The sequence below is a fragment of the Amycolatopsis sp. NPDC104819 genome (genome assembly GCF_055583145.1).
In genome coordinates this window covers 258,562-280,938 of the sequence record NZ_JBVJON010000006.1, presented here as the reverse complement: position 1 = coordinate 280,938, position 22,377 = coordinate 258,562, and the positions used below count along the sequence as shown (strand labels likewise).

Annotated in this window: 22 protein-coding genes and 1 pseudogene; 21 read left to right on the top strand and 2 right to left on the bottom strand. The window is 72.1% G+C overall.

Annotated elements, in window-relative coordinates; genetic code table 11:
* Positions 1 to 597: 597 nt before the first annotated feature.
* The 7 genes from ACZ63E_RS20705 to ACZ63E_RS20675 all read left to right on the top strand — a co-directional run bounded on the left by ACZ63E_RS20705 (position 598) and on the right by ACZ63E_RS20675 (position 7,520).
* Positions 598 to 1,218 (top strand): prepilin peptidase, encoded by a 621-nt coding sequence (locus tag ACZ63E_RS20705; RefSeq protein WP_465337775.1) that lies wholly within the window; start codon positions 598 to 600, stop codon positions 1,216 to 1,218.
* 48 nt (positions 1,219 to 1,266) lie between these two features.
* On the top strand, positions 1,267 to 2,454 hold the full coding sequence (gene aroC, locus ACZ63E_RS20700) for a chorismate synthase (protein WP_465307129.1): 1,188 nt from the start codon (positions 1,267 to 1,269) through the stop codon (positions 2,452 to 2,454).
* Positions 2,451 to 2,975 carry a shikimate kinase gene (locus tag ACZ63E_RS20695; RefSeq protein ID WP_465307127.1) on the top strand — a complete coding sequence of 175 codons (525 nt, stop codon included), beginning with the start codon at positions 2,451 to 2,453 and terminating at the stop codon, positions 2,973 to 2,975. The genes aroC and ACZ63E_RS20695 overlap by 4 nt, the downstream gene beginning before the upstream one ends.
* A gap of 8 nt (positions 2,976 to 2,983) precedes the next feature.
* Complete coding sequence (gene aroB / locus ACZ63E_RS20690; protein ID WP_465307125.1) at positions 2,984 to 4,093, top strand: 3-dehydroquinate synthase; 1,110 nt, start codon at positions 2,984 to 2,986, stop codon at positions 4,091 to 4,093.
* Entirely contained in the window at positions 4,090 to 4,521 is a 432-nt protein-coding gene (gene aroQ, locus ACZ63E_RS20685) for a type II 3-dehydroquinate dehydratase (RefSeq protein WP_465307124.1), read from the top strand. The genes aroB and aroQ overlap by 4 nt, the downstream gene beginning before the upstream one ends.
* Positions 4,518 to 5,432 (top strand): GNAT family N-acetyltransferase, encoded by a 915-nt coding sequence (locus tag ACZ63E_RS20680; protein ID WP_465337774.1) that lies wholly within the window; start codon positions 4,518 to 4,520, stop codon positions 5,430 to 5,432. Before aroQ ends, ACZ63E_RS20680 begins: the two co-directional genes overlap by 4 nt.
* A 606-nt stretch (positions 5,433 to 6,038) precedes the next feature.
* Positions 6,039 to 7,520, top strand: coding sequence for a beta-xylosidase (locus ACZ63E_RS20675; protein WP_465337773.1), 1,482 nt, complete (start codon positions 6,039 to 6,041; stop codon positions 7,518 to 7,520).
* 98 nt (positions 7,521 to 7,618) lie between these two features.
* Here the strand turns inward: ACZ63E_RS20675 and ACZ63E_RS20670 are convergent.
* Positions 7,619 to 8,107, bottom strand: a pseudogene (locus ACZ63E_RS20670) (B-4DMT family transporter); the annotation flags it as partial.
* Positions 8,108 to 8,197: 90 nt separating this feature from the next.
* Here ACZ63E_RS20670 and ACZ63E_RS20665 point away from each other — a divergent pair.
* From ACZ63E_RS20665 to nusB, 3 genes are read left to right on the top strand one after another with little or no spacing between them, the layout of a single operon-like run.
* Positions 8,198 to 9,274 (top strand): M24 family metallopeptidase, encoded by a 1,077-nt coding sequence (locus ACZ63E_RS20665; RefSeq protein ID WP_465337772.1) that lies wholly within the window; start codon positions 8,198 to 8,200, stop codon positions 9,272 to 9,274.
* Positions 9,275 to 9,319: 45 nt separating this feature from the next.
* Entirely contained in the window at positions 9,320 to 9,883 is a 564-nt protein-coding gene (gene efp / locus ACZ63E_RS20660) for an elongation factor P (RefSeq protein WP_323335269.1), read from the top strand.
* Entirely contained in the window at positions 9,883 to 10,338 is a 456-nt protein-coding gene (gene nusB / locus ACZ63E_RS20655; protein ID WP_465307114.1) for a transcription antitermination factor NusB, read from the top strand. Before efp ends, nusB begins: the two co-directional genes overlap by 1 nt.
* A gap of 89 nt (positions 10,339 to 10,427) precedes the next feature.
* On the opposite strand, the gene bldD is transcribed toward nusB, so the two are convergent.
* On the bottom strand, positions 10,428 to 10,916 hold the full coding sequence (gene bldD / locus ACZ63E_RS20650) for a transcriptional regulator BldD (protein WP_003096372.1): 489 nt from the start codon (positions 10,914 to 10,916) through the stop codon (positions 10,428 to 10,430).
* Positions 10,917 to 11,165: 249 nt separating this feature from the next.
* On the opposite strand from bldD, the gene pyrR reads away from it, so the two are divergent.
* The 11 genes from pyrR (at position 11,166) to coaBC (ending at position 22,353) form a co-directional block, all read left to right on the top strand.
* A complete protein-coding gene (gene pyrR / locus ACZ63E_RS20645) occupies positions 11,166 to 11,780 on the top strand; it encodes a bifunctional pyr operon transcriptional regulator/uracil phosphoribosyltransferase PyrR (protein WP_465337771.1) in 615 nt (204 codons plus the stop codon).
* Positions 11,777 to 12,709 (top strand): aspartate carbamoyltransferase catalytic subunit, encoded by a 933-nt coding sequence (locus ACZ63E_RS20640; RefSeq protein WP_465307109.1) that lies wholly within the window; start codon positions 11,777 to 11,779, stop codon positions 12,707 to 12,709. Before pyrR ends, ACZ63E_RS20640 begins: the two co-directional genes overlap by 4 nt.
* The gene (locus tag ACZ63E_RS20635; protein WP_465337770.1) at positions 12,706 to 13,992 is read left to right on the top strand and encodes a dihydroorotase; all 1,287 of its coding nucleotides are present in this window, start codon (positions 12,706 to 12,708) and stop codon (positions 13,990 to 13,992) included. The genes ACZ63E_RS20640 and ACZ63E_RS20635 overlap by 4 nt, the downstream gene beginning before the upstream one ends.
* Positions 13,992 to 14,486 carry a PH-like domain-containing protein gene (locus ACZ63E_RS20630; RefSeq protein ID WP_465337769.1) on the top strand — a complete coding sequence of 165 codons (495 nt, stop codon included), beginning with the start codon at positions 13,992 to 13,994 and terminating at the stop codon, positions 14,484 to 14,486. The genes ACZ63E_RS20635 and ACZ63E_RS20630 overlap by 1 nt, the downstream gene beginning before the upstream one ends.
* Positions 14,483 to 15,604, top strand: a complete 1,122-nt coding sequence (gene carA, locus ACZ63E_RS20625; RefSeq protein ID WP_465337768.1) for a glutamine-hydrolyzing carbamoyl-phosphate synthase small subunit — start codon at positions 14,483 to 14,485, stop codon at positions 15,602 to 15,604. Before ACZ63E_RS20630 ends, carA begins: the two co-directional genes overlap by 4 nt.
* Complete coding sequence (gene carB / locus ACZ63E_RS20620; RefSeq protein ID WP_465337767.1) at positions 15,604 to 18,918, top strand: carbamoyl-phosphate synthase large subunit; 3,315 nt, start codon at positions 15,604 to 15,606, stop codon at positions 18,916 to 18,918. The genes carA and carB overlap by 1 nt, the downstream gene beginning before the upstream one ends.
* Positions 18,915 to 19,784, top strand: a complete 870-nt coding sequence (gene pyrF, locus ACZ63E_RS20615) for an orotidine-5'-phosphate decarboxylase (protein WP_465337766.1) — start codon at positions 18,915 to 18,917, stop codon at positions 19,782 to 19,784. Before carB ends, pyrF begins: the two co-directional genes overlap by 4 nt.
* Positions 19,785 to 19,891: 107 nt before the next feature.
* The gene (mihF, locus tag ACZ63E_RS20610) at positions 19,892 to 20,209 is read left to right on the top strand and encodes an integration host factor, actinobacterial type (RefSeq protein WP_013224622.1); all 318 of its coding nucleotides are present in this window, start codon (positions 19,892 to 19,894) and stop codon (positions 20,207 to 20,209) included.
* Positions 20,206 to 20,874, top strand: coding sequence for a guanylate kinase (gene gmk / locus ACZ63E_RS20605; protein WP_465337765.1), 669 nt, complete (start codon positions 20,206 to 20,208; stop codon positions 20,872 to 20,874). The genes mihF and gmk overlap by 4 nt, the downstream gene beginning before the upstream one ends.
* A complete protein-coding gene (rpoZ, locus tag ACZ63E_RS20600) occupies positions 20,871 to 21,140 on the top strand; it encodes a DNA-directed RNA polymerase subunit omega (RefSeq protein ID WP_005152353.1) in 270 nt (89 codons plus the stop codon). The genes gmk and rpoZ overlap by 4 nt, the downstream gene beginning before the upstream one ends.
* Positions 21,133 to 22,353 carry a bifunctional phosphopantothenoylcysteine decarboxylase/phosphopantothenate--cysteine ligase CoaBC gene (gene coaBC / locus ACZ63E_RS20595; protein WP_465337764.1) on the top strand — a complete coding sequence of 407 codons (1,221 nt, stop codon included), beginning with the start codon at positions 21,133 to 21,135 and terminating at the stop codon, positions 22,351 to 22,353. Before rpoZ ends, coaBC begins: the two co-directional genes overlap by 8 nt.
* The last annotated feature ends 24 nt before the right edge of the window (positions 22,354 to 22,377 follow it).

Below are 22,377 nucleotides of genomic sequence, written 5' to 3'. Positions count from 1 at the left end.
CCCACTCTCGGATTTTCGGAGTGGACGCGAAAACACCCCCCCCCCCCCCCCCCACCACCCCACCCCCCCCCCCCCCCCCCCCCCCCACCTCTTCCTTTCCCCCCCCCCCCCCCCCCCCCCCCCCCCCCCGGCCCACCCACCTCCGCTCAGCACGTGTCGTCCCCCCAGGTACGCGTGTCGTCCAGCGAGGTACGCGTGTCGTCCACCGGAGCACGTGTGTTGCCCCTTCAATCACGGGTGTTGCCCCTCCAGTCACGGGTGTTGCCCCTTCAATCACGCGTGTCGACCCTCTAGTCACGCGAGTTGACCCCTCAATCACGCGAGTCGACTCTCCAATCACGTGTGGTCGGCTGGCGGAGCCTTCGAACCGACCGGCGCAGGACACGAGCCGCCCCTTCAGGCACGTTGCCCGGCCCCTCCCCGCGCGGGCCCCGACCCCAGCCACGCCGATCGAGCCTCCAAGCCCGCGTCGACCCGCCCTCGTCCACGCCTCCCCAGCCACCCACAGGAGTGAAATCCACCCCGGAACGCAGCGAACGGTCCGTTCGTGACGCCCGCCGTTTGCCCTGCTCAACCTGCCCGCCGCACGCTGGACCCATGACCTCCCCGATCCTCGTCACCACCGCGGCGGCCACCGCGGCCGCCGCCACCGCACCCGTCACCGCGGCCCTGCTGAAACGCGCCGCCGCGCCGATCCCCGTCGTGGCCACCGCGGTCCTCGCCGCCCTCGGCGTGGCCGTCGTCACGACCGCCCGGCTCGCCGGCGCCCTCCCCGGCTGGTGGCTGCCGGTGCCCGTGCTGCTGACCGTCGTCGCGGTCCCGCTCGCCCTCGCCGACCTGCGCCACCTCCGGCTTCCGGACGTGCTCACCCTCCCCGCCTACCCGCTCTTCGGCGCCGCCGTCGGAGCGGCCGCGCTCGGCGGCGGAGGCCCGTCGCTCGCCGTGCGTGCGGCCGTCGGCGCCCTGCTCTTCGGCGGCGCCCACGCGGTGGTCCGGCGGGCCGCGCCTCGAAGCCTCGGCGCGGGTGACGTGAAGCTGTCCGGCAGCCTCGGCGCCGTCCTGGGCGCGGCCGGCTGGCCCGCCCTCGCGCTCGCGGCCGTCCTGGCGGCGCCGCTCAGCCTCGCCGTCGCGATCGTGCGGAGACGCGGCCGCGTGCCGCACGGTCCGGCCCTGCTCACGGCCACCTGGCTGTGCGCGATCTTCCCGGCCGCGCAGTGACCGGAACACGTTTCCGCCCCCGTCGGCGCCCGTGACAGGATTGAGGACATGTTGCGCTGGATCACCGCAGGTGAATCGCACGGACCCGCGCTGGCCGCCGTGCTCGAAGGCATGCCCGCCGGCGTGGGGGTCACCACCGCCGACGTCACCGAGCAGCTGGCCCGGCGCCGCCTCGGCTTCGGCCGCAGCCCGCGGATGGGCTTCGAGACCGACCACATCGACTTCCTCGGCGGCGTCCGCCACGGCCTCACCCAGGGTGGCCCGGTCGCGATCCAGATCGAGAACGCCGAGTGGCCCAAGTGGGAGCAGGTGATGGCGGCCGACCCGGTCGACCCCCAGATCCTCGAAGGCCTCGCGCGCAACGAACCGCTCACCCGCCCCCGCCCCGGCCACGCCGACCTGCCCGGCATGCAGAAGTACGGCTTCGACGAGGCCCGCCCGGTCCTCGAACGCGCCAGCGCCCGCGAGACGGCGTCGCGGACCGCGCTCGGCACCGTCGCCCGCAACTTCCTCAAGCAGCTGCTCGGGGTCGAGATCCTCAGCCACGTCGTCTCGATCGGCGGCGCGGACGCGCCCGAAGGCCCGCTGCCGGTCGCGGCCGACCTGCCCGCCATCGACGAGAGCCCGGTGCGCGCCTTCAGCCAGGAAGGCACCGACGCGATGGTCGCCGAGGTCGACGCCGTGCGGAAGGCGGGCGACACCGTCGGCGGCGTGATCGAGGTCCTCGCCTACGGCCTGCCGCCGGGCCTCGGCTCCCACGTCCACTGGGACCGCCGGCTCGACGCGCGGCTCGCGGGCGCGCTCATGGGCGTCCAGGCGATGAAGGGCGTCGAGGTCGGTGACGGCTTCACCACCGCCCGCCGCTGGGGCAGCCAGGCGCACGACGAGATCGACCGCGGCTCCGGCCCGGTCGGCGTCACCCGCCGGTCGAACCGCGCGGGCGGCCTGGAAGGCGGCATCACCAACGGCGAACCGCTGCGGGTGCGCGTCGCGATGAAGCCGATCTCGACCGTCCCCAAAGCACTGTCCACAGTGGATGTCAAGACCGGTGAGCCCGCGGTGGCCATCCACCAGCGCTCGGACGTCTGCGCGGTGCCGCGCGCCGGCGTCGTGCTGGAGTCGGTGGTGGCGCTCGTCCTCGCCGACGCCGCGCTGGAGAAGTTCGGCGGCGACTCCCTCGTCGAGAGCAAGCGCAACGCCGAGGCGTACCTCAAGGCCCTCGAGGAGCGGTGGTGAGCCCTCGCGCGGTGATCGTCGGGCCGCCCGGCTCGGGCAAGAGCACGGTCGGGCCGATGCTGGCGGCGGCACTCGGTGTCGCGTTCCGGGACAGTGACGACGACATCGTCGCGCGCGCCGGGCGCAGCATCTCCGACATCTTCGCCGAAGACGGCGAACCGGCCTTCCGGGCGCTGGAAGCGGAGGCGGTCGCCACGGCGCTGGCGGAGCACGACGGTGTTCTGTCCCTCGGCGGCGGCGCGCCGCTCACGCCCGGCACCCGGGCGCGGCTCGCGGAGCACACCGTCGTGTTCCTGAACGTCGGCCTCGCCGCCGGCGTGCAGCGCACCGGCCTGTCCTCGGCGCGGCCGCTGCTGGCCGGGGTGAACCCCCGCGCCACGTTCAAGAAACTGCTCGACGAGCGGGTGCCCGTCTACCGCGAGGTCGCCACCGTCGAGGTCGTCACCGACGACCGGACGCCCGCCGAGATCGTCGCGGACCTCGCGGCGGAGCTCGTCGTCCCCGCCGAAGCCAAGGAGTGAGTCACCCGATGTCCGACCCGGTGCGCATCCCGGTCGCCACCGCCCATCCCTACGACGTGGTGATCGGGCGCGGCCTGCTCGGCGACCTCACCACGCAGCTGGCCGACGCCTCGAAGATCGCGCTGATCCACCCGCCCACGCTGACCACCACCGCGGAAGCCATCCGCGAGGAGCTGAACGCGGCGGGCCTCGACGCGCACCGCGTCGAGATCCCGGACGCCGAGGACGGCAAGGCGCTGACCGTCGCCAGCTTCTGCTGGGAGGTGCTCGGCCGGATCGGGCTGGACCGCCGCGGGGTGGTGGTCGGGCTCGGCGGCGGCGCCGTCACCGACCTCGCCGGGTTCGTCGCGGCGACCTGGATGCGCGGGGTGCGGCTGGTCAACGTGCCGACGACGCTGCTCGGCATGGTCGACGCCGCGGTCGGCGGCAAGACCGGCATCAACACCGAGGCGGGCAAGAACCTCGTCGGGGTGTTCCACGAGCCGAGCGCGGTGTTCGTCGACCTGGCGACGCTGGAGACGCTCCCGCCGAACGAGCTCGTCGCCGGGATGGCCGAGGTCGTGAAGACGGGCTTCATCGCCGACCCGCGGATCCTCGAGCTGATCGAGGCCGACCCGGCCGCCGCGCTCGACGCGACCGGTGACGTGCTGGCCGAGCTGGTCCGCCGCTCGATCCAGGTGAAGGCCGACGTCGTGGCCGCCGACCTGCGCGAGTCCGACCTGCGCGAGATCCTCAACTACGGCCACACCCTCGGCCACGCCATCGAGCGCCGCGAGCGGTACCGGTGGCGTCACGGCGCCGCGGTGAGCGTCGGGCTGGTGTTCGCCGCCGAGCTCGCGCGGCTGGCCGGGCGGCTCGACGACGCCACCGCCGAGCGCCACGCCGCCGTGCTGAAGCTGCTCGGCCTGCCGACGACGTACGACGCCGACGCGCTGCCCCAGCTGCTGGAGACCATGAAGGGCGACAAGAAGACCCGCTCGGGGGTGCTGCGGTTCGTCGTCCTCGACGGCCTTGGCAAGCCCGGCCGGCTCGAAGGCCCCGACCCGTCGCTGCTCGCGGGCGCCTACTCGGCGATCGCCGCCGACGCCCCGAAGGCCGGTGGGAGCGTGCTGCTGTGAAGGCGTTCGTGTTCAACGGCCCGAACCTGGGGCGGCTCGGCAAGCGCGAGCCGTCGGTCTACGGCTCGACGACCCACGACGACCTCGCCGCGCTGTGCGTCAAGACGGGTGAAGAGCTGGGCATCGAGGTCGAGGTCCGGCAGACCGACTTCGAAGGCGAGCTGGTCGGCTGGCTGCACGAAGCCGCCGACGGCGGCAACCCAGTGGTCCTCAACGCCGGCGCGTGGACGCACTACTCGATCGCGGTGCGCGACGCCGCGGCGCAGCTGAGCGCGCCGCTGATCGAGCTGCACATTTCGAACGTGCACAAGCGGGAGGAGTTCCGGCACCACAGCGTGCTTTCCGACATCGCGACCGCAGTGATCGCCGGCCTCGGCGTCGACGGTTACCCGCTCGCCCTGCGGTGGCTCGCCGCGCACCCGGGATGACACTGCCGACGCTGACGACGGCGCGGCTGCGGCTGCGGCAGCTGGTCGAGGCCGACCGCGAGGCCGTGGTGAAGGTGTTTGCAGACCCGGAGATGAGCCGGTTCTTCGCGGCGGACTTCTCCGACCCGGCGGCGGCGGGCGCGATGGTGGACCGCCGCCTGGCCTACCGCGGCCCGGCCGGCCAGGGCCACTGGGTGATCGAGCGCGACGGCGAGGTCGTCGGCGTCGCGCACCTGCGCCCGTCGACGGAGCTGCCGGGCGCGGTGGCCGAGCTCGGCTACTACGTGACGGGCGCGCACACCGGGCAGGGCCTGGCGACCGAGGCCGCCCGCGCGCTGCTGGACCACGGCCTGGGCGCGCTCGGGCTCCCGGCGGTGTGGGCGCTGGTGCACGAGAACAACGCGGCGAGCCGAAAAGTGGCCGGGCGCCTGGGTTTCCTCGACGTGGGCACGGGCGTCCACTACGGCGACCTGCACCGCGTGCTGGTGGCGCTCCCGACCGAGCACGGGCGGCCGCACCACATCGAGCTGTGGGCGCCGGACCTCACGGCGGCGGAGCGGAGCTGGGGCTGGCTGCTCGGCGAGCTCGGCTGGCGGGAGTTCCAGCGCTGGCCCGCGGGAGTCAGCTGGCGGCGGGGCGGAACGTACCTGGTGGTCGAGGCATCACCGGCCCTGAGCGCAACGGAGCACGAGCGCACCCGCCCGGGCCTGAACCACGTGGCGCTGCACGTGGCCACCCGAGCCGAGGTCGACGCGCTGACAGAGCAGGCCCCCGACCACGGCTGGCACCCGCTGTTCGCGGATCGCTACCCGTACGCGGGCGGCGAAGCGCACTACGCGGCTTACCTCGAGAATGACGCGGGCTTCGAGGTCGAGCTGGTCGCGATGGAAGGCCCGCCACCGCCCGCTTGAGGCGGCCCGACCGCCCAGCTGCAAGCCGAGTTCACCGCGGCTGGTCACCCGAGGCGGCTGCGGCCCATCGGCGGTGAACCGTGGCTCGGCACGGCTGGTCATCTGAGGCGGCCGCGGGGCATCGGCGGTGAACCGTGGCTCGGTGCGACTGGTCATCTGAGGCGGCCGCGGCTCATCGGTGGCGGACCGGGGCTCGGGCGCGGCTGCTTACCTGCGGCGGCCATGCCCCGTCGGTGGCGAATCGGGATTGGTGCGGTCGGTCATCTGAGGCGGCCGTGCTGCGTCGTCGGCGAATCGGGGCTCGATGCGACTGGTTACCTGAGGCGGCCGCGACCCCGCCGCCTGGCGAACCGGGGATCGCCGCCACCGGGGCGGACCAACCGGGAGACGTGCGCTCGTAACCGCAAACCGGATCGTCGCAGCTCCGCCGTCCGGCAACCAAGATCCTTGCCGCACAACGCCCCCAGCCTCACCGCCGCACCGACCAAGGCACGAACGATCAAGCGACCCTCGACCGGGAGCGTCATCACTCGGTCGGGGGTGCTCTCGCTACACTCCGGTGTCGTGCGCCCGTTTCGTCGTGGGGGTCGGCGACCCGCTCGTGCCTTGCTCGCCAGTGCGCTGGTGGCTCTCCTGGTCGCGGGCTGCACCCAGGGTTACGCCCAGCCACAGGCGGCGGGGGACCAGCCGGCCATCGCGGGCGGGAAGACCACCGCTCCGCCGCGGCCGATCGACGTCAAACTTCCTTCGGGTGACCCTCGGCAGAGTGGCGGGGTGATCGCCGCCGGTGGGGCGGATGCCGTTTACAACTACGGGCCCTCCGTCATGCTGGACCATGGGCAGACCCGGATGTGGTGGTGCAGCCAGTACGGCGGCGCCGGACCCGCCGGGGACGACATCCTCTACGCCCAAGCACAGTCGATCGACGGCCCCTTCACCGCGCCCGGGGGCGGGATCCCCGCCGCCGTCTTCTCCGGGGCGCCCGGGCAGTTCGACGGCATGCACACCTGTGACCCGTCCGTGTTGCGGGTCGGCTCGACGTACTACCTCTACTACACCGGCGCCGCCGGTGACCACGCGCTCGGGAACGCCGTCGGGCTCGCGACCAGCACCGATGGGGTGCACTGGACACGGGCGGCGAACGGGCGGCCGATCCTCGGGCCGTCGCACGACGTGCACCGCGCGAACGTCTACGGCGCCGGCCAGCCCTCGGCCGTCTACCTCGACGGCTGGTTCTACCTGATGTTCACCGACACCACCGGCCGCGCCGCCGGCTGGAACGGCGCCGGGCAGTTCGTGCTGCGCTCGCCCGACCCCGCGTTCGGCGGCGGGGTGCAGGCCCTGGACGTCGGCGGGTTCGTGCCGGTCTCGTCCACGGCGGCGCCGCGCGGCCGCTCGGTCGTCGACGGCTTCAGCGCCGACCTGATGTGGGTGGGGGCGCTCGACGCGTTCGTCGTCGCGCACGAGACCGACGCCGGGACCACGCTCACCTTCTGGACCGCGGACTTCACCGAGAACCCCTTCCGGCCGGTGGTGGTCCCCGGTCCGTGGAAGGAGGGCCCCGGGCTGGTGCGCCGGTCGGACGGGCACGCGCCGCTGTCGTCGGCCGACCCGTGCGACCGGGTGCCGTTCGACGTCGTGCGCGCGACCGCGATCGGCACCGCCGGCGCCCCGACCGGCCTTCGCCACTTCGGGCTGGACCTGCAGGACAGCCAGGCCTGCGCGAACCCGGCCCGGGTGGCCGCGACGTTCGACGGGGTCACGATGCCCTCGCCCGAACGCACGATGGACCTGGTCCGCGCCGGGAAGCGGGTGCGGGTCGACCGCCGCACGGTGGCCGCGGCCTTGGCCGGCGAACTGCTGGAGAAGGCGCCCCTCGCGGTCGGCGCCCTCCCGGTGGCGGCGCGGCTGCGCTCCGGCGCGGAGGCGGTCCAGGCGCCGGGCCGCGGGTACGCCCTGGTCCTCGACGACCGACGGCTGTGGCGGGTCCCCGACCCCGGGGTGGTGGCGGGCAACGCCTCGACGGCCCGCCCGCTGACAGCGGCCCAGTGGGACGGCTACCCGCGCGGAGCTTCCCTAGGCGGCTGACGGCGCCGCATCGGCCGTGGCGGAGTCCTGGAGCCATCGGCTCGATCGTCCGTGGCCGCTGGGCGACCGGAGCCATCAGTCCGATCGCCCGCGGCCACCGGGCGGCGAGCAGGCCGGGGCCGGGGCCGAGGCCGCGGCGAAGGCGCCTCCGCCGGTTCCTCGACCGGCTCGTCAACTGCGTCTTCCGAGACCGGCCGAGAACGCCCGATCCGCCCGCCGACGAACAACCCCAGGCCCGCCGGGACCAGCACCAGCAACGCCGAGAACGCCGCGCCGCCGGTCAGTGCGCCGCCCAGCTCGGAAACCCCCGTCTGGTCGACGAACACCGCGCGCCCGATCACATACAGGATTCCGGCCACCGGGCCCGCGATCAGCGCCGAGATGAACCAGACCTTGCCGCGGTCGGCCAGCCCCCGCCAGGCGTCCAGGGCGCTCCACAGCGCCGCGGTGCCGACCAGCACCGCCAGCGCCACCGACACCACCAGCGTCTGGTCGGTGGGGTGGTAGACGGCGTACTTGGCGAGGAGGGTGATGGCCGCGCCGTGGAGCACCGCCATCCCGAGCCCGCGAATCACCCAGGCGCTCATCCTGCGGAGTGTAGGCCAGGTTACTGGCGAGTCGCTTCCCGGCGCGGAAGGCGACGAAGGTTGCCCGCCCCGCCCACTAGGCTGGACGTCGTGCCTGAAACCCATGGACGACGCCGGGCGGCGCTGCGCGGGCTTCTGACCGAAGCCGGCCTCGACGCGTTGCTGGTCACCGATCTGCTCAACATCCGCTACCTGACCGGCTTCACCGGCTCGAACGCCGCCGTGCTGCTGCGCGCCGAAGGCGACGACAAGACGCTCTTCTGCACCGACGGCCGCTACACGACCCAGTCGGCCGCAGAGGTCCCCGACCTCGAACGGGTCATCGAGCGGCCCAGCGCCGACGCGCTCGTCCGGCGCGCCGGGAAGGCCGAGCGGGTCGGCTTCGAGAGCCAGCACGTCAGCGTCGAGGAGTACGAGACCCTCCGCGAGCACCTCGCCCTCGAACGGACGCCGGGGCTCGTCGAGCGGCTGCGGCTGGTCAAGGACGAAGCCGAGGTCGACGCGCTGCGCCAGGCGTGCGCCGCCGCGGACCGGGCGCTGGACGACCTCGTCGCCGCCGGCGGGCTGCGGCCCGGGCGGACCGAGCTGGAAGTCGCCCGTGACCTGGAGAACCGCATGCTGGAGCACGGCTCGGCCGAGCCCAGCTTCGCCACCATCGTCGCCGCCGGCGCGCACTCGGCGATCCCGCACCACCAGCCCACGCACGCCGAGCTGAAGCGCGGGGACTTCGTCAAGCTGGACTTCGGCGCGACCGTCGACGGCTACCACTCCGACATGACGCGCACCTTCGTCCTCGGCGCGCCCGCGGACTGGCAGCGGGAGGTCTACGACCTCGTGCACGCCGCGCAGGCGGCCGGCGCCCGGGCCGTCGCGCCGGGCGCCGATGTGTCCGAAGTGGACGCCGCGGCGCGGGGCGTGATCGCGGACGCGGGCCACGGCGAGCACTTCGCGCACGGTCTCGGACACGGCGTCGGCCTGCAGATCCACGAGGCACCGAGCCTGGCCGCGACGGGCGTCGGTACACTGTCCGCCGGTATGGCGGTCACCGTCGAGCCCGGCGTCTACCTCGCGGGGCGCGGTGGCGTGCGCATCGAGGACACGCTCGTCGTGCGGGCCGGGGAGCCCGAGCTCCTCACCCTGAGCACCAAGAACCTCGTGGTCGTCTGACAGCGGCCCCGAACCCGAAGATTCGACACAGGAGACTGCAAGCTCGTGGCCACGACCAACGACCTGAAGAACGGGCTCGTCCTCAACCTCGAGGGCCAGCTGTGGACCGTCACCGCGTTCCAGCACGTCAAGCCGGGCAAGGGCGGCGCCTTCGTGCGCACGACGCTCAAGCACGTGCTCACCGGCAAGGTGGTCGACAAGACGTTCAACGCGGGCACGAAGGTCGAGACGGCCACGGTGGACCGCCGGAACATGACCTACCTGTACAAGGACGGCCAGGACTTCGTGTTCATGGACGGCGACACCTACGACCAGATCACCGTGCTGGCCGCGGTCGTCGGCGACAACGCCAACTACATGCTCGAGAACACCGAGGTCCAGGTCGCGGTGCACGAGAACGAGGCGCTCTACGTCGAGCTCCCGACCTCGGTCGAGATCCTCATCCAGCACACCGACCCCGGCCTGCAGGGCGACCGCTCGACCGGCGGCACCAAGCCGGCGACGCTGGAGACCGGCGCGGAGATCCAGGTTCCGCTGTTCCTGTCCACCGGCGAGAAGATCAAGGTCGACACCCGTGACGGCCGTTACCTGGGCCGCGTCTCCAGCTGATGCCGACTTCGAAGCCCCACCCGAACCGCGGCGGCGCGATCAGCCGGCGGCAGGCGCGCCGTCGCGCGGTGGAAATGCTCTACGAGGCCTCGCAGCGTGACGCCGACCCGGTGACGCTGCTGGCCGACCGCGTCGGGGCGACCGAGGTGGACCCGATCGGGGACTACACGATCAGCCTGGTCGAGGGCGTCACCGCCCGGAAGACGCAGATCGACGAGCTGCTGGCCGAGCACGCGCAGGGCTGGACCCTGGAGCGGATGCCGAAGGTCGACCTCGCGGTGCTGCGGGTCGGGGTCTACGAGCTGCTCTGGGCCGAGGACGTGCCGGACCCGGTCGCGATCGACGAGGCCGTGGGCCTCGCGAAGGAACTGTCCACGGACGACTCGCCGCGGTTCGTCAACGGCGTGCTGGGCCGGATCGGCACGATCGCCGACCGCCTCCGCGCCGTGCTCTGAGTCTGCTGCGAGCCCCCCGACGAGGTCAGTGAGCGTCTCCGGTGCCCCACCGGGGGACGCTCACTGCGTCGGCGCAACACACCTCGCGATCAGTCCTCCTTGGACGGGCGCGCCTCCGGGGGGAGGACACCCCAGTCGATGAGCTGCTCGGTCAGCTCGCCCGGCGTCATGTCGTAGATGATCGCCAGGGACCGCAGGTCCTCGGTCCGGATCGAGAGCACCTTGCCGTTGTAGTCGCCGCGCTGGCTCTGGATCGTCGCCGCGTAGCGGGCCAGGGGGCCCACCTTTTCGGCCGGCAGCTGCTGCAGGCGCTCGAGGTTGATCACGATCTTGGTGGCGGGCTCGGCGCCGGAGGGGACCCGGCCCTCGGGCAGCAGCTCGACCACCGGCACGCCGTAGAAGTCGGCCAGCTCGGCCAGCTTCTGCACGGTGACGGCACGGTCGCCACGCTCGTACGAGCCGACGACGACGGCCTTCCAGCGCCCACCGGACTTCTGCTCGACCCCGTGCAGGGACAGGCCCTGCTGCTGGCGGATCCCGCGGAGCTTGGCCCCGAGCGCCTTGGCGTAATCGCCCATCTGGTCGTTCTCCGTTCTCCACCCCCTTTCCGGTCGGGGTGACCGGTCCAGGGGACTCTTCGAGTCGAATACTCAGAGTAATGGTTACGCATTGTTGTCACCAGGTCAAGCGCGAGCTTGCCGCGAATCACGCCACACCACCCGTAAGACTGAGCAAAGTGCCTGCTACTGTCGGTGCGAAAGCCCCGACCAGCAGGGGAACAGACGTCCTTTAAGGACCCGTCCGGTGAGGCGGGGAAGGAGTCCGGTTTGTCGTCACGTCCGCGTGGCGCGGCTGGTTCGGCCGGGGAGCGCGAGCTCCTGACGGCCGGCGACGTCGCGCGCACGATCGCCCGAATGGCCCATCAGGTCATCGAAAAGACCGCGAACGGTGCGGAGAGCACTACCCCGCCCGTGTTGCTCGGCATCCCTTCCCGCGGCACGCCGCTCGCGAACCGCCTGGCCGGCAAGATCGGCGAGTTCTCCGGCCTCTGCCCGCCGACCGGCGCTCTCGACGTCACCCTCTACCGGGACGACCTGCGCCGCCGTCCGCCGCGCGCGCTCGAACAGACGCAGCTGCCGCCCGACGGCATCGACGACCGGGTGGTGATCCTGGTCGACGACGTGCTCTTCTCCGGCCGCACGATCCGGGCCGCGCTCGATGCCCTCCGTGATCATGGCCGCCCCCGCGCGGTCCAGCTGGCGGTCCTCGTCGACCGAGGTCACCGTGAGCTGCCGATCCGCGCCGACTACGTGGGCAAGAACGTGCCGACCGCCCGCACCGAGGGGGTGTCGGTCCTGCTGGCCGAGATCGACGGCCGCGACGCCGTGCTGCTGCGCCCGTCGGAAGGCGGCCCGGCCGAAGCCTCTGGAGAAGACTCGTGAAGCACCTGCTCGCCACCGACGGGCTCGACCCGGCGGTCGCCACCGCCGTGCTGGACACCGCCGACGAGCTGAAGCACACCCTGCTCGGCCGCGAGGTCAAGAAGCTGCCGACGCTGCGCGGCCGCACGGTGATCACCCTGTTCTACGAGAACTCGACGCGCACCCGGGTGTCGTTCGAGATCGCCGGGAAGTGGATGAGCGCGGACGTGATCAACGTCTCGGCGTCCAGCTCCTCGGTCAACAAGGGGGAGTCCCTGCGCGACACGGCCCTGACGCTGGCCGCCGCGGGCGCCGACTGCGTGATCGTCCGGCACCCGGCCAGCGGCGCCGCCCAGCGCCTCTCGGAGTGGCTGGCCGAGCCCGGCACGTCGGTGGTCAACGCCGGTGACGGCACCCACGAGCACCCCACGCAGGCGCTGCTCGACGCGGCGACCCTGCGCGAGCGACTGGGCTCGCTGAAGGACCGCCGGGTCGCGATCGTCGGCGACGTCCTGCACAGCCGCGTCGCCCGCTCGAACATCCACCTGCTCGCCGCGCTCGGCGCGGAGGTGGTGCTGGTCGCGCCGCCGACGCTGCTGCCGTACGGCGTGGAAAGCCTGCCGGTGACCGTTTCGCATGACCTGGACGCCGAGCTGCCCGCGGTCGACGCGGTGATGATGCTCAGGGTCCAGGCCGAGCGGATGCACGGCGGGTTCTTCCCGAGCGCCCGCGAGTACTCGATCGCGTACGGCCTTTCGGAACGGCGGCAGAAGCTGCTGCCGGACCACGCGGTCGTCCTGCATCCCGGTCCGATGCTGCGCGGGATGGAGATCGCGAGCGCGGTCGCCGACTCTCCGGCCTCGGCCATCACCGAACAGGTCCGCAACGGCGTGCACGTCCGCATGGCGGTCCTCTACCACCTCCTGGCCAGCGAAGGAGCCGCCGCGTGACCATCCTGATCAAGGGCGCCCGGCCCTACGGCGAAGGCGACCCCGTCGACGTCCTGGTCGAGGACGGCGTGATCACCGCCATCGGCGCGGTGGACGCCCCCGAAGACGCCGAAATCATCGAAGCCGCCGGTCAGGTGCTGCTGCCGGGCTTCGTCGACCTGCACACCCACCTGCGCGAACCCGGCCGCGAAGACACCGAGACGATCGACAGCGGTTCGGCCGCGGCGGCGCTCGGCGGCTACACGGCGGTGTTCGCCATGGCCAACACCGACCCGGTCGCCGACAACGCCGTGATCGTCGACCACGTCTGGCGCCGCGGGCAGGAGGTCGGCCTGGTCGACGTCCACCCGGTCGGCGCGGTCACCGTCGGGCTCAAGGGCGAGAAGCTCGCCGAGCTGGGCACCATGGCCGCGTCGCAGGCGCGGGTCAAGGTGTTCTCCGACGACGGCCTCTGCGTCGCCGACCCGCTGCTGATGCGCCGCGCGCTGGAGTACTCGACCGCGCTCGACGTCGTCATCGCGCAGCACGCCGAGGAGCCGCGGCTGACCGTCGGCGCCCAGGCGCACGAGGGCGAGCGCGCGGCCCGGCTCGGCTACACCGGCTGGCCCGCCGCGGCGGAAGAGTCCATCGTGGCCCGCGACTGCCTCCTGGCGCTGCACGCGAACGCGCGGCTGCACGTCTGCCACGTGTCCACTTCGGGCACCGCGGACGTGCTGCGCTGGGCCAAGGACCGCGGCACGAAGGTGTCGGCCGAGGTCACGCCGCACCACCTGCTGCTCACCGACGAGCGCCTGGCCACCTACGACCCGGTCAACAAGGTGAACCCGCCGCTGCGCACCGGATCCGACGCCGAAAAGCTGCGGGCGGCGCTCGCGGAAGGCGTCATCGACTGCGTCGCCACCGACCACGCCCCGCACGCGGTGCAGGACAAGGACACCGAGTGGAGCGCCGCGCGGCCGGGCATGCTCGGGCTGCAGACGGCACTGTCCATCGTGGCCGAGACCATGGTCCGCACCGGGCTGCTCGACTGGCGCGGGGTCGCCCGCGTCATGAGCGAGCGGCCCGCCGAGATCGGGAACCTGCCCGACCACGGCCGGCCGGTCGCGGTGGGGGAGCCGGCGAACCTGGCCCTCGTCGACCCGGACGCCGGGTGGACGGTCCGGGGCGCCGAGCTCGCCAGCATCGCCGCCAACACCCCGTACGAGGGAATGCGGCTGCCCGGCGTGGTGACCGCGACGCTGCTGCGCGGGCGGGTCACCGCCCGGGACGGGAAGATCTGCTGATGGAACGCCTGTGGCTGGTGCTGGCGATCGTCGCCTTCTTCCTGCTCTGCCTGTGGGGCATGTACCTCGGCTGGCGGCGCAAGGCGCGCTCGCAGAGCGCGCAGGTGCCGCCGTTCGAGCAAATCCCCAGTGACCCCGGTGCGATCCTGCTCGAGTCCACCGGCGTCTACGTCGCCACCACGACGGCAGGCAACTGGCAGGACCGCGTCGTCACCCGGGGCGCGGGCCTGCGCACCGGCGCGGTCTGGCGGCTCCACGAAGGCGGCGTCGCGGTCGAACGCGGCGGCGCCCCCGACTTCTGGATCCCGCGGGCCGAGATCACCGGGATCCGGCGCGACAGCAAGATCGCCGGGAAGGTGATGGGCACCGACGCCCTGCTGGTCATCACCTGGCGGGCCGGCGAGACCGAGCTCGACACCGGCTTCCGCGGCGACGAGCTCGACGACTATCCACACTGGATCGACCAGCTGAAGATCAAGGGAGGTGCCCAGTGAACGCGCGCGCTCAGGCCGCACTGGTGCTCGAAGACGGCCGGGTGTTCCGCGGCGCCGCGTACGGCGCGCAGGGGCGGAGCCTCGGCGAGGCGGTGTTCTGCACCGGCATGACCGGCTACCAGGAGACGCTGACCGACCCGTCCTACCACGGGCAGATCGTGGTGCAGACCGCGCCGCAGATCGGCAACACCGGCTGGAACGACGAGGACGACGAGTCGGCGAAGATCTGGGTCAACGGCTACGTGGTGCGCGACCCCGCGCGCACGCCGTCCAACTGGCGCTCGAAGCGCACGCTGGACGACGAGCTGGTGAACCAGGGGATCGTCGGCATCGCCGAGGTCGACACCCGCTCGCTGACGCGGCACCTGCGGGAGCTCGGCGCGATGCGCGCCGGGGTCTTTTCCGGTGACGCGCTGGGCACCGTCGACGAGATGGTCGCCGAGGTGCTGGCCAGCCCGAAGATGGAGGGCGCCGACCTGGCCGGCCAGGTCTCGACGCCGAAGCCGTACGTCGTCCCGGCCGAGGGGGAGACGCGCTTCCGGGTGGTGGCGCTCGACCTGGGCATCAAGTCCAACACCCCCCGGCAGATGGTCCGGCGCGGCATCGAGGTGCACGTGCTGCCCTCGACGTCGACCTTGGACGAGCTCCTGGCCATCGAGCCGGACGGAGTGTTCCTCTCCAACGGCCCCGGCGACCCGGCCACCACGACCCACGCCACCGAGCTGACCAAGCAGGTCCTCGGGCGCGAGATCCCGCTGTTCGGCATCTGCTTCGGCAACCAGGTCCTGGGCCGCGCGCTCGGCCTGGGGACGTACAAGATGCGCTACGGCCACCGCGGCATCAACATCCCGGTGATCGACGTCGCCACGAAGTCGGTGGCGATCACCGCGCAGAACCACGGCTTCGCCCTCGAAGGCGAGCCCGGGCAGCGCTTCGAGTCGCCCTTCGGCGCGGCCCAGGTCAGCCACTACTGCGCCAACGACGGCGCGGTCGAGGGCCTGCGGGCCTTCGACGTCCCGGCGTTCTCGGTCCAGTACCACCCCGAAGCCGCGGCCGGCCCGCACGACGCGGCCCCCCTGTTCGACGATTTCGTTTCGCTCATGGAGAAGAAGGCCTGATGCCGAAGAGGACGGACATCCAGCACGTGCTGGTGATCGGCTCCGGGCCGATCGTGATCGGGCAGGCCGCGGAGTTCGACTACTCCGGCACCCAGGCCTGCCGGGTGCTGCGCGCCGAAGGGCTGCGCGTCTCCCTGGTGAACTCGAACCCGGCGACCATCATGACCGACCCGGAGTTCGCCGACGCGACCTACATCGAGCCGGTCACGCCGGACTTCGTCGAGAAGGTCATCGCCGCCGAACGCCCGGACGCGATCCTCGCCACCCTCGGCGGGCAGACCGCGCTCAACTGCGCCGTCGCCCTGCACGAGCGCGGCGTGCTCGACAAGTACGGCGTCGAGCTGATCGGCGCCGACATCGACGCCATCCAGCGCGGTGAGGACCGGCAGAAGTTCAAGGACATCGTGCGCACCATCGGCGCCGAGGTCCCGCGCTCCCGCGTCTGCCACGACATGGACGAGGTCCGCGCGACCGTCGAGGACCTCGGCCTTCCGGTGGTGATCCGGCCGAGCTTCACCATGGGCGGGCTCGGCTCCGGCATGGCGCACACGCCCGAGGACCTCGAGCGGCTCGCGTCCACCGGGCTCACCGAGTCGCCGGTCACCGAGGTGCTCATCGAGGAGAGCGTGCTCGGCTGGAAGGAGTACGAGCTCGAGCTGATGCGCGACAAGCACGACAACGTCGTGGTCGTCTGCTCGATCGAAAACGTCGACGCGATGGGCGTGCACACCGGCGACTCCGTCACCGTCGCGCCGACCATGACGCTCACCGACCGGGAGTACCAGGTGATGCGCGACGTCGGCATCGCCGTGCTGCGCGAGGTCGGCGTCGACACCGGCGGCTGCAACATCCAGTTCGCGATCAACCCGGCCGACGGCCGGATGGTCGTCATCGAGATGAACCCGCGCGTCTCCCGAAGCAGTGCCTTGGCGTCCAAGGCGACCGGCTTCCCGATCGCCAAGATCGCCGCGAAGCTCGCCATCGGCTACACCCTCGACGAGATCACCAACGACATCACCGGCGAGACCCCGGCGGCTTTCGAGCCGACGCTGGACTACGTCGTCGTCAAGATGCCGCGGTTCGCCTTCGAGAAGTTCCCGGGCGCCGACCCGACGCTGACCACGACGATGAAGAGCGTCGGCGAGGCGATGTCGTTCGGCCGCAGCTTCCCCGAGGCGCTCGGCAAGGTGATGCGCTCGATCGAGACGAAGGCGACCGGCTTCTGGACGCTGCCGGACCCCGAGGGCGTCACGCTGGAGTCCACTTTGGACTCGCTGCGCACGGCGCACGAGGGCCGGCTGTACGAAGTGGAACGCGCGCTGCGCCTGGGCGGCACCGTCGCGCAGGTGCACGAGGCCTCCGGCATCGACCCGTGGTTCATCGACCAGATCGCCCTCGTCGGCGAGGTCGGCGCCGAGGTCCGCGACGCGCCGGTGCTGGACGGCGACCTGCTGCGCCGCGCCAAGCGCACCGGCCTGTCCGACCGCCAGGTCGCCGCGCTGCGCCCGGAGCTGGCCGGTGAGGACGGCGTCCGCGCGCTGCGCCACCGCCTCGGCGTGCGGCCGGTGTTCAAGACCGTGGACACCTGCGCGGCCGAGTTCGCCGCCCAGACGCCGTACCACTACTCGGCCTACGAGTCCGACCCCGAGGCGCAGTCCGAAGTGGCCGCGCAGACGGAAAAGCCGAAGGTGCTCATCCTCGGCTCGGGCCCGAACCGGATCGGCCAGGGCATCGAGTTCGACTACTCCTGCGTGCACGCGGCGATCGCGTTGCGGGAGGCCGGGTTCGAGGCCGTCATGGTCAACTGCAACCCGGAAACCGTGTCCACCGACTACGACACCTCGGACCGGCTGTACTTCGAGCCGCTGTCCTTCGAGGACGTCCTCGAGGTCGTGCACGCCGAGCAGGCGTCCGGCACGGTCGCCGGCGTGATCGTCCAGCTCGGCGGCCAGACCCCGCTGGGCCTGGCGAAGCGGCTCGCCGACGCCGGTGTCCCGGTGGTCGGGACCCCGCCGGAGGCCATCGACCTGGCCGAGGACCGCGGCGCGTTCGGCGAGGTGCTCACCGAGGCCGGGCTGCCCGCGCCGGCCTACGGCACGGCGACGTCGTTCGAGGGCGCCAAGCGGATCGCCGACGAGATCGGCTACCCGGTGCTCGTCCGGCCGTCCTACGTGCTCGGCGGGCGCGGCATGGAGATCGTCTACGACGAGGAGACCCTGGCCGGCTACATCCGCCGCGCCACCGAGGTCACCCCGGAGCACCCGGTGCTGGTCGACCGGTTCCTCGACGACGCCATCGAGATCGACGTCGACGCGCTGTTCGACGGCGAAGAGCTGTACCTCGGCGGGGTCATGGAGCACATCGAAGAGGCCGGGATCCACTCCGGCGACTCCTCGTGCGCGCTGCCGCCGATCACGCTCGGGCACACCGACCTGCAGACCGTCCGCAGCTCCACCGAGGCGATCGCGCGCGGCGTCGGGGTGCGGGGGCTGCTGAACGTCCAGTACGCGCTCAAGGACGACGTCCTCTACGTCCTGGAGGCCAACCCGCGCGCGTCGCGGACGGTGCCGTTCGTGTCCAAGGCGACGGCGGTGCCGCTGGCGAAGGCCGCCGCGCTGGTCATGACCGGCTCGACGATCAAGGACCTGCGGGGCAGCGGGGTGCTGCCGGCCGAGGGCGACGGCGGGCAGATGCCGGCCGACTCGCCGGTCGCGGTGAAGGAAGCGGTGCTGCCCTTCCACCGCTTCCGCACGCCCGAAGGCCACGGCGTCGACTCGCTGCTGGGCCCGGAGATGAAGTCCACCGGCGAGGTGATGGGCGTCGACGTGGACTTCGGCAAGGCGTTCGCCAAGTCCCAGAGCGCCGCGTACGGCTCGCTGCCGACGTCCGGGCGCGTGTTCGTCTCGGTCGCCAACCGCGACAAGCGCTCGCTGGTGTTCCCGGTGAAGCGCCTGGCGGACCTCGGGTTCGAGATCCTCGCCACGTCCGGCACCGCGGAAGTGCTGCGGCGCAACGGGGTCGCCTGCACGGTGGTGCGCAAGCACTACGAGGGTTCGACCGAGGCCGAGCCGAACATCGTGGACGTCATCCTCGACGGCGACGTCGACATGGTGATCAACACCCCCTACGGCAACAGCGGTCCGCGCGTCGACGGCTACGAAATCCGCACCGCGGCGGTGTCCCGGGACATCCCGTGCGTCACCACGGTGCAGGGCGCCGCGGCGGCCGTGCACGGCATCGAGGCGCTGATCCGCGGTGACATCGGGGTCAAGTCCCTGCAGGAGCTGCAGGCGGCGCTCAAGGCGAAGTCGTGACGGCTTCAGCAGGGGAGCGGTTCGGGGCGCGGCTGGCGAAGGCCGTCGCGGCCCGGGGCCCGCTGTGCGCCGGGATCGACCCCCACCCGGGCCTCATCGAGGCCTGGGGGCTCCCGGTGGACGCGTCAGGCCTGGAGCGCTTCGCGCTGTCCGCCACGGAGGTCCTGGCGGCGCACACGGCGATCGTGAAGCCGCAGTCGGCGTTCTTCGAAAGTTTCGGGGCGGCCGGTGTCCGCGTCCTCGAACGGGTCGTGGAAACGGCCCGGGACGCGGGCGCGCTCGTGCTGCTGGACGTCAAGCGCGGCGACATCGGCTCCACGATGGCGGCCTACACGGCCGCGTACGTGGCCGACGGCGCGGCGATCGCGGCCGACGCGATCACCGTTTCGCCCTATCTCGGGTTCGGCTCTTTGGCCCAATGCGCCGAAACGGCGGTCGCCGCGGGGCGCGGCATCTTCGTGCTTGCGCGAACTTCCAACCCCGAAGCGGCCGCCGTGCAGAACGCGAAACTGCCCGACGGGCGCACCGTCGCGCAGGCGATCGTCGACGAAGCGGCGGCACTCAACGACGGAGCCGCGCCGCTCGGCGATGTGGGCGTGGTCGTCGGAGCCACCGTTGCGCCGGGAGAGCTCGCGCTCGCCGGGCTGAACGGACCGGTCCTGGCGCCCGGTTTCGGGGCCCAGGGAGCCACTGTGGCCGATTTGCGGGCTCTCTTTGGTGATACAGCCGGTACGGGACGGCCTGGAGTGCTGCTACCGGCATCGTCCCGTGACCTGCTGCGGCACGGACCGGAGCAACCCGCTTTGCGCCAAGCGGTCGAACGTGTCGCCGAAGTGCTGGCCGACCCGCAGGAAAACGGCCAATAGCAGGCCCCGGAAACCAGTCCCACCAGCCACCCCCGCATTGTGGCCGGTGCTCACGGGTGGGTACCGTCGCGTCACCCACCCAGATTTGAGAACTACCGGAGGAAAACGTGGCACTTCCCCAGCTGACAGAGGAACAGCGCGCTGCGGCGCTGGAGAAGGCCGCCGCTGCTCGCAAGATCCGTGCTGAGCTGAAGGAGCGGCTGAAGCGGGGCGGTACCACTCTGGTCGACGTGCTGAAGCAGGCCGAGGAGAACGAAGTCCTCGGCAAGATGAAGGTTTCGGCTCTGCTCGAGGCCCTTCCGGGCGTCGGCAAGGTCCGCGCCCAGCAGACCATGGAACGACTGGAGATCGCCCCCAGCCGTCGTCTCCGCGGCCTCGGCGACCGGCAGCGCAAGGCGCTGCTGGCCGAGTTCAGCGGCGAGTGAACGGCGTCGGTCGTGACCACCCGGTGAACCCGGGCACCGACCGCGGCAGTGAGCCGGTGGCGGGGGATTTCCCCCGGCACCGGCTCACCGTCGTATCGGGGCCTTCGGGGGTCGGGAAGTCGAGCGTGGTGGGGGAGCTGCGCAAGCTCGAGCCCGACGTCTACTTCAGCGTTTCGGTCACCACGCGCAAGCCGCGGCCCGGCGAGGTCGACGGCGCCCACTACCACTTCGTCGACCGTCCCGAGTTCGACGCGATGGTCGCCGACGGCAGGCTGCTCGAGTGGGCCGAGTTCGCGGGCAACTGCTACGGCACCCCGCGCGAGCCGGTCGAGAAGGCCCTCGCCGAAGGGCGTCCGGCGGTCCTGGAGATCGAACTGCAGGGCGCGCGCCAGGTCCGCGCGGCGATGCCGGAGGCCCGGCTGGTGATGCTGATGCCGCCGTCGTGGGACGAGCTGGTCGGCCGGCTCACCGGACGCGGCACGGAGAACGAGGCCGCCGTCAAGGCGCGGCTGGCGGAAGCGGAGCGTGAGCTGGCCGCCGCCGGGGAGTTCGACCACCGCCTCGTCAACGCCGACGTGCGGGAGGCCGCTGAGCACTTGCTAAACTTGATTGCCGGCGAGCAGTTTGCCGCCGGTAGTCCCACAGATTCGGAGCACCAAGAGTGACGACTCAGGCGACGCTGCACGAAGAGCTCGAGGGCATCACCAACCCGCCGATCGACGACCTGCTCGAGAAGGTCAGCTCGAAGTACGCGCTGGTGATCTACTCGGCCAAGCGTGCCCGCCAGATCAACGACTACTACGCCCAGCTGGGCGAGGGCCTGCTCGAGTACGTCGGCCCGCTCGTCGAGCCGGGCCCGCGCGAGAAGCCGCTCTCGATCGCGCTGCGCGAGATCCACGGTGGCCTGCTCGAGCACACCGAGGGTGAGTAAACCCAAGGTCGTCCTGGGCGTGGGCGGCGGCATCGCCGCCTACAAGGCCTGTGAGGTCCTGCGGGGGCTGACCGAGTCCGGTCACGACGTCCGCGTGGTACCCACCGAGGCCGCGCTGAACTTCGTCGGCGCGGCCACCTTCGAGGCTCTCTCGGGGCACCCGGTGCACACCGGCGTGTTCACCGAGGTGCCCGAGGTCCAGCACGTCCGCGTGGGCAAGGAGGCCGACCTCGTCCTGGTCGTCCCGGCGACGGCGAACCTCCTCGCGAAGGCCGCCCACGGCCTCGCGGACGACCTGTTGACCACCACGTTGCTCACCGCCCGGTGCCCGGTTGCCTTTTTTCCGGCGATGCATACCGAGATGTGGGAGCACCCGGCAACCCGCGACAATGTTGCCGTCCTGCGCTCACGCGGCGTGACCGTCGCCGAGCCGGACTCCGGCCGGCTGACCGGCGTCGACACCGGCAAGGGCCGCCTCGCGAACCCCGCCGAGATCGTCGACCTAGCCCGGTTGCTGCTGGCCAGGCCGGACGCGCTGCCCCGTGACCTCGAAGGCGTCCGCGTGGTCGTCTCGGCCGGCGGCACCCGCGAACCGCTGGATCCGGTCCGTTACCTGGGCAACCGTTCCTCCGGCAAGCAGGGGTACGCGCTGGCCCGCGTCGCCGCGCAGCGCGGCGCCGAGGTCACGCTGGTCACGGCGCACACGATCGCGCTGCCCGACCCGGCGGGCGCGGTCGTGAAGCACGTCTCGACGGCCGAAGAGCTGCGGCAGGCCATGCACGCCGAAGCCGCCGCGGCCGACGTCCTCGTGATGGCCGCCGCCGTCGCCGACTTCCGGCCGGCGAACCGGGCCGACGTCAAGATCAAGAAGTCCGATGACCAGCCGGATCCCGTGCTCACGCTGGACCGCAACGCCGACATCCTGGCCGAGCTGGTCCGGGGCCGGCGGCCCGGTCAGGTGGTCGTCGGGTTCGCCGCGGAGACCGGCGACGAGCACGGCAGCGTCCTCGACCACGCCCGCGTGAAGCTCAAGCGCAAGGGCGCCGACCTGCTCGTCGTCAACGCCGTCGGCGACGGCAAGGCGTTCGGCACGGAGGACAATTCGGGCTGGCTGCTCGGGTCCGACGGCACGGAAATCCCTATACCTCTCGGTGCGAAGGCCGAACTCGCGTCCACGTTGTGGGACGCTGTTGTGAGCTTCATGAAGCGTTGACTGTCCCCAGAGCGATAGTCAGTA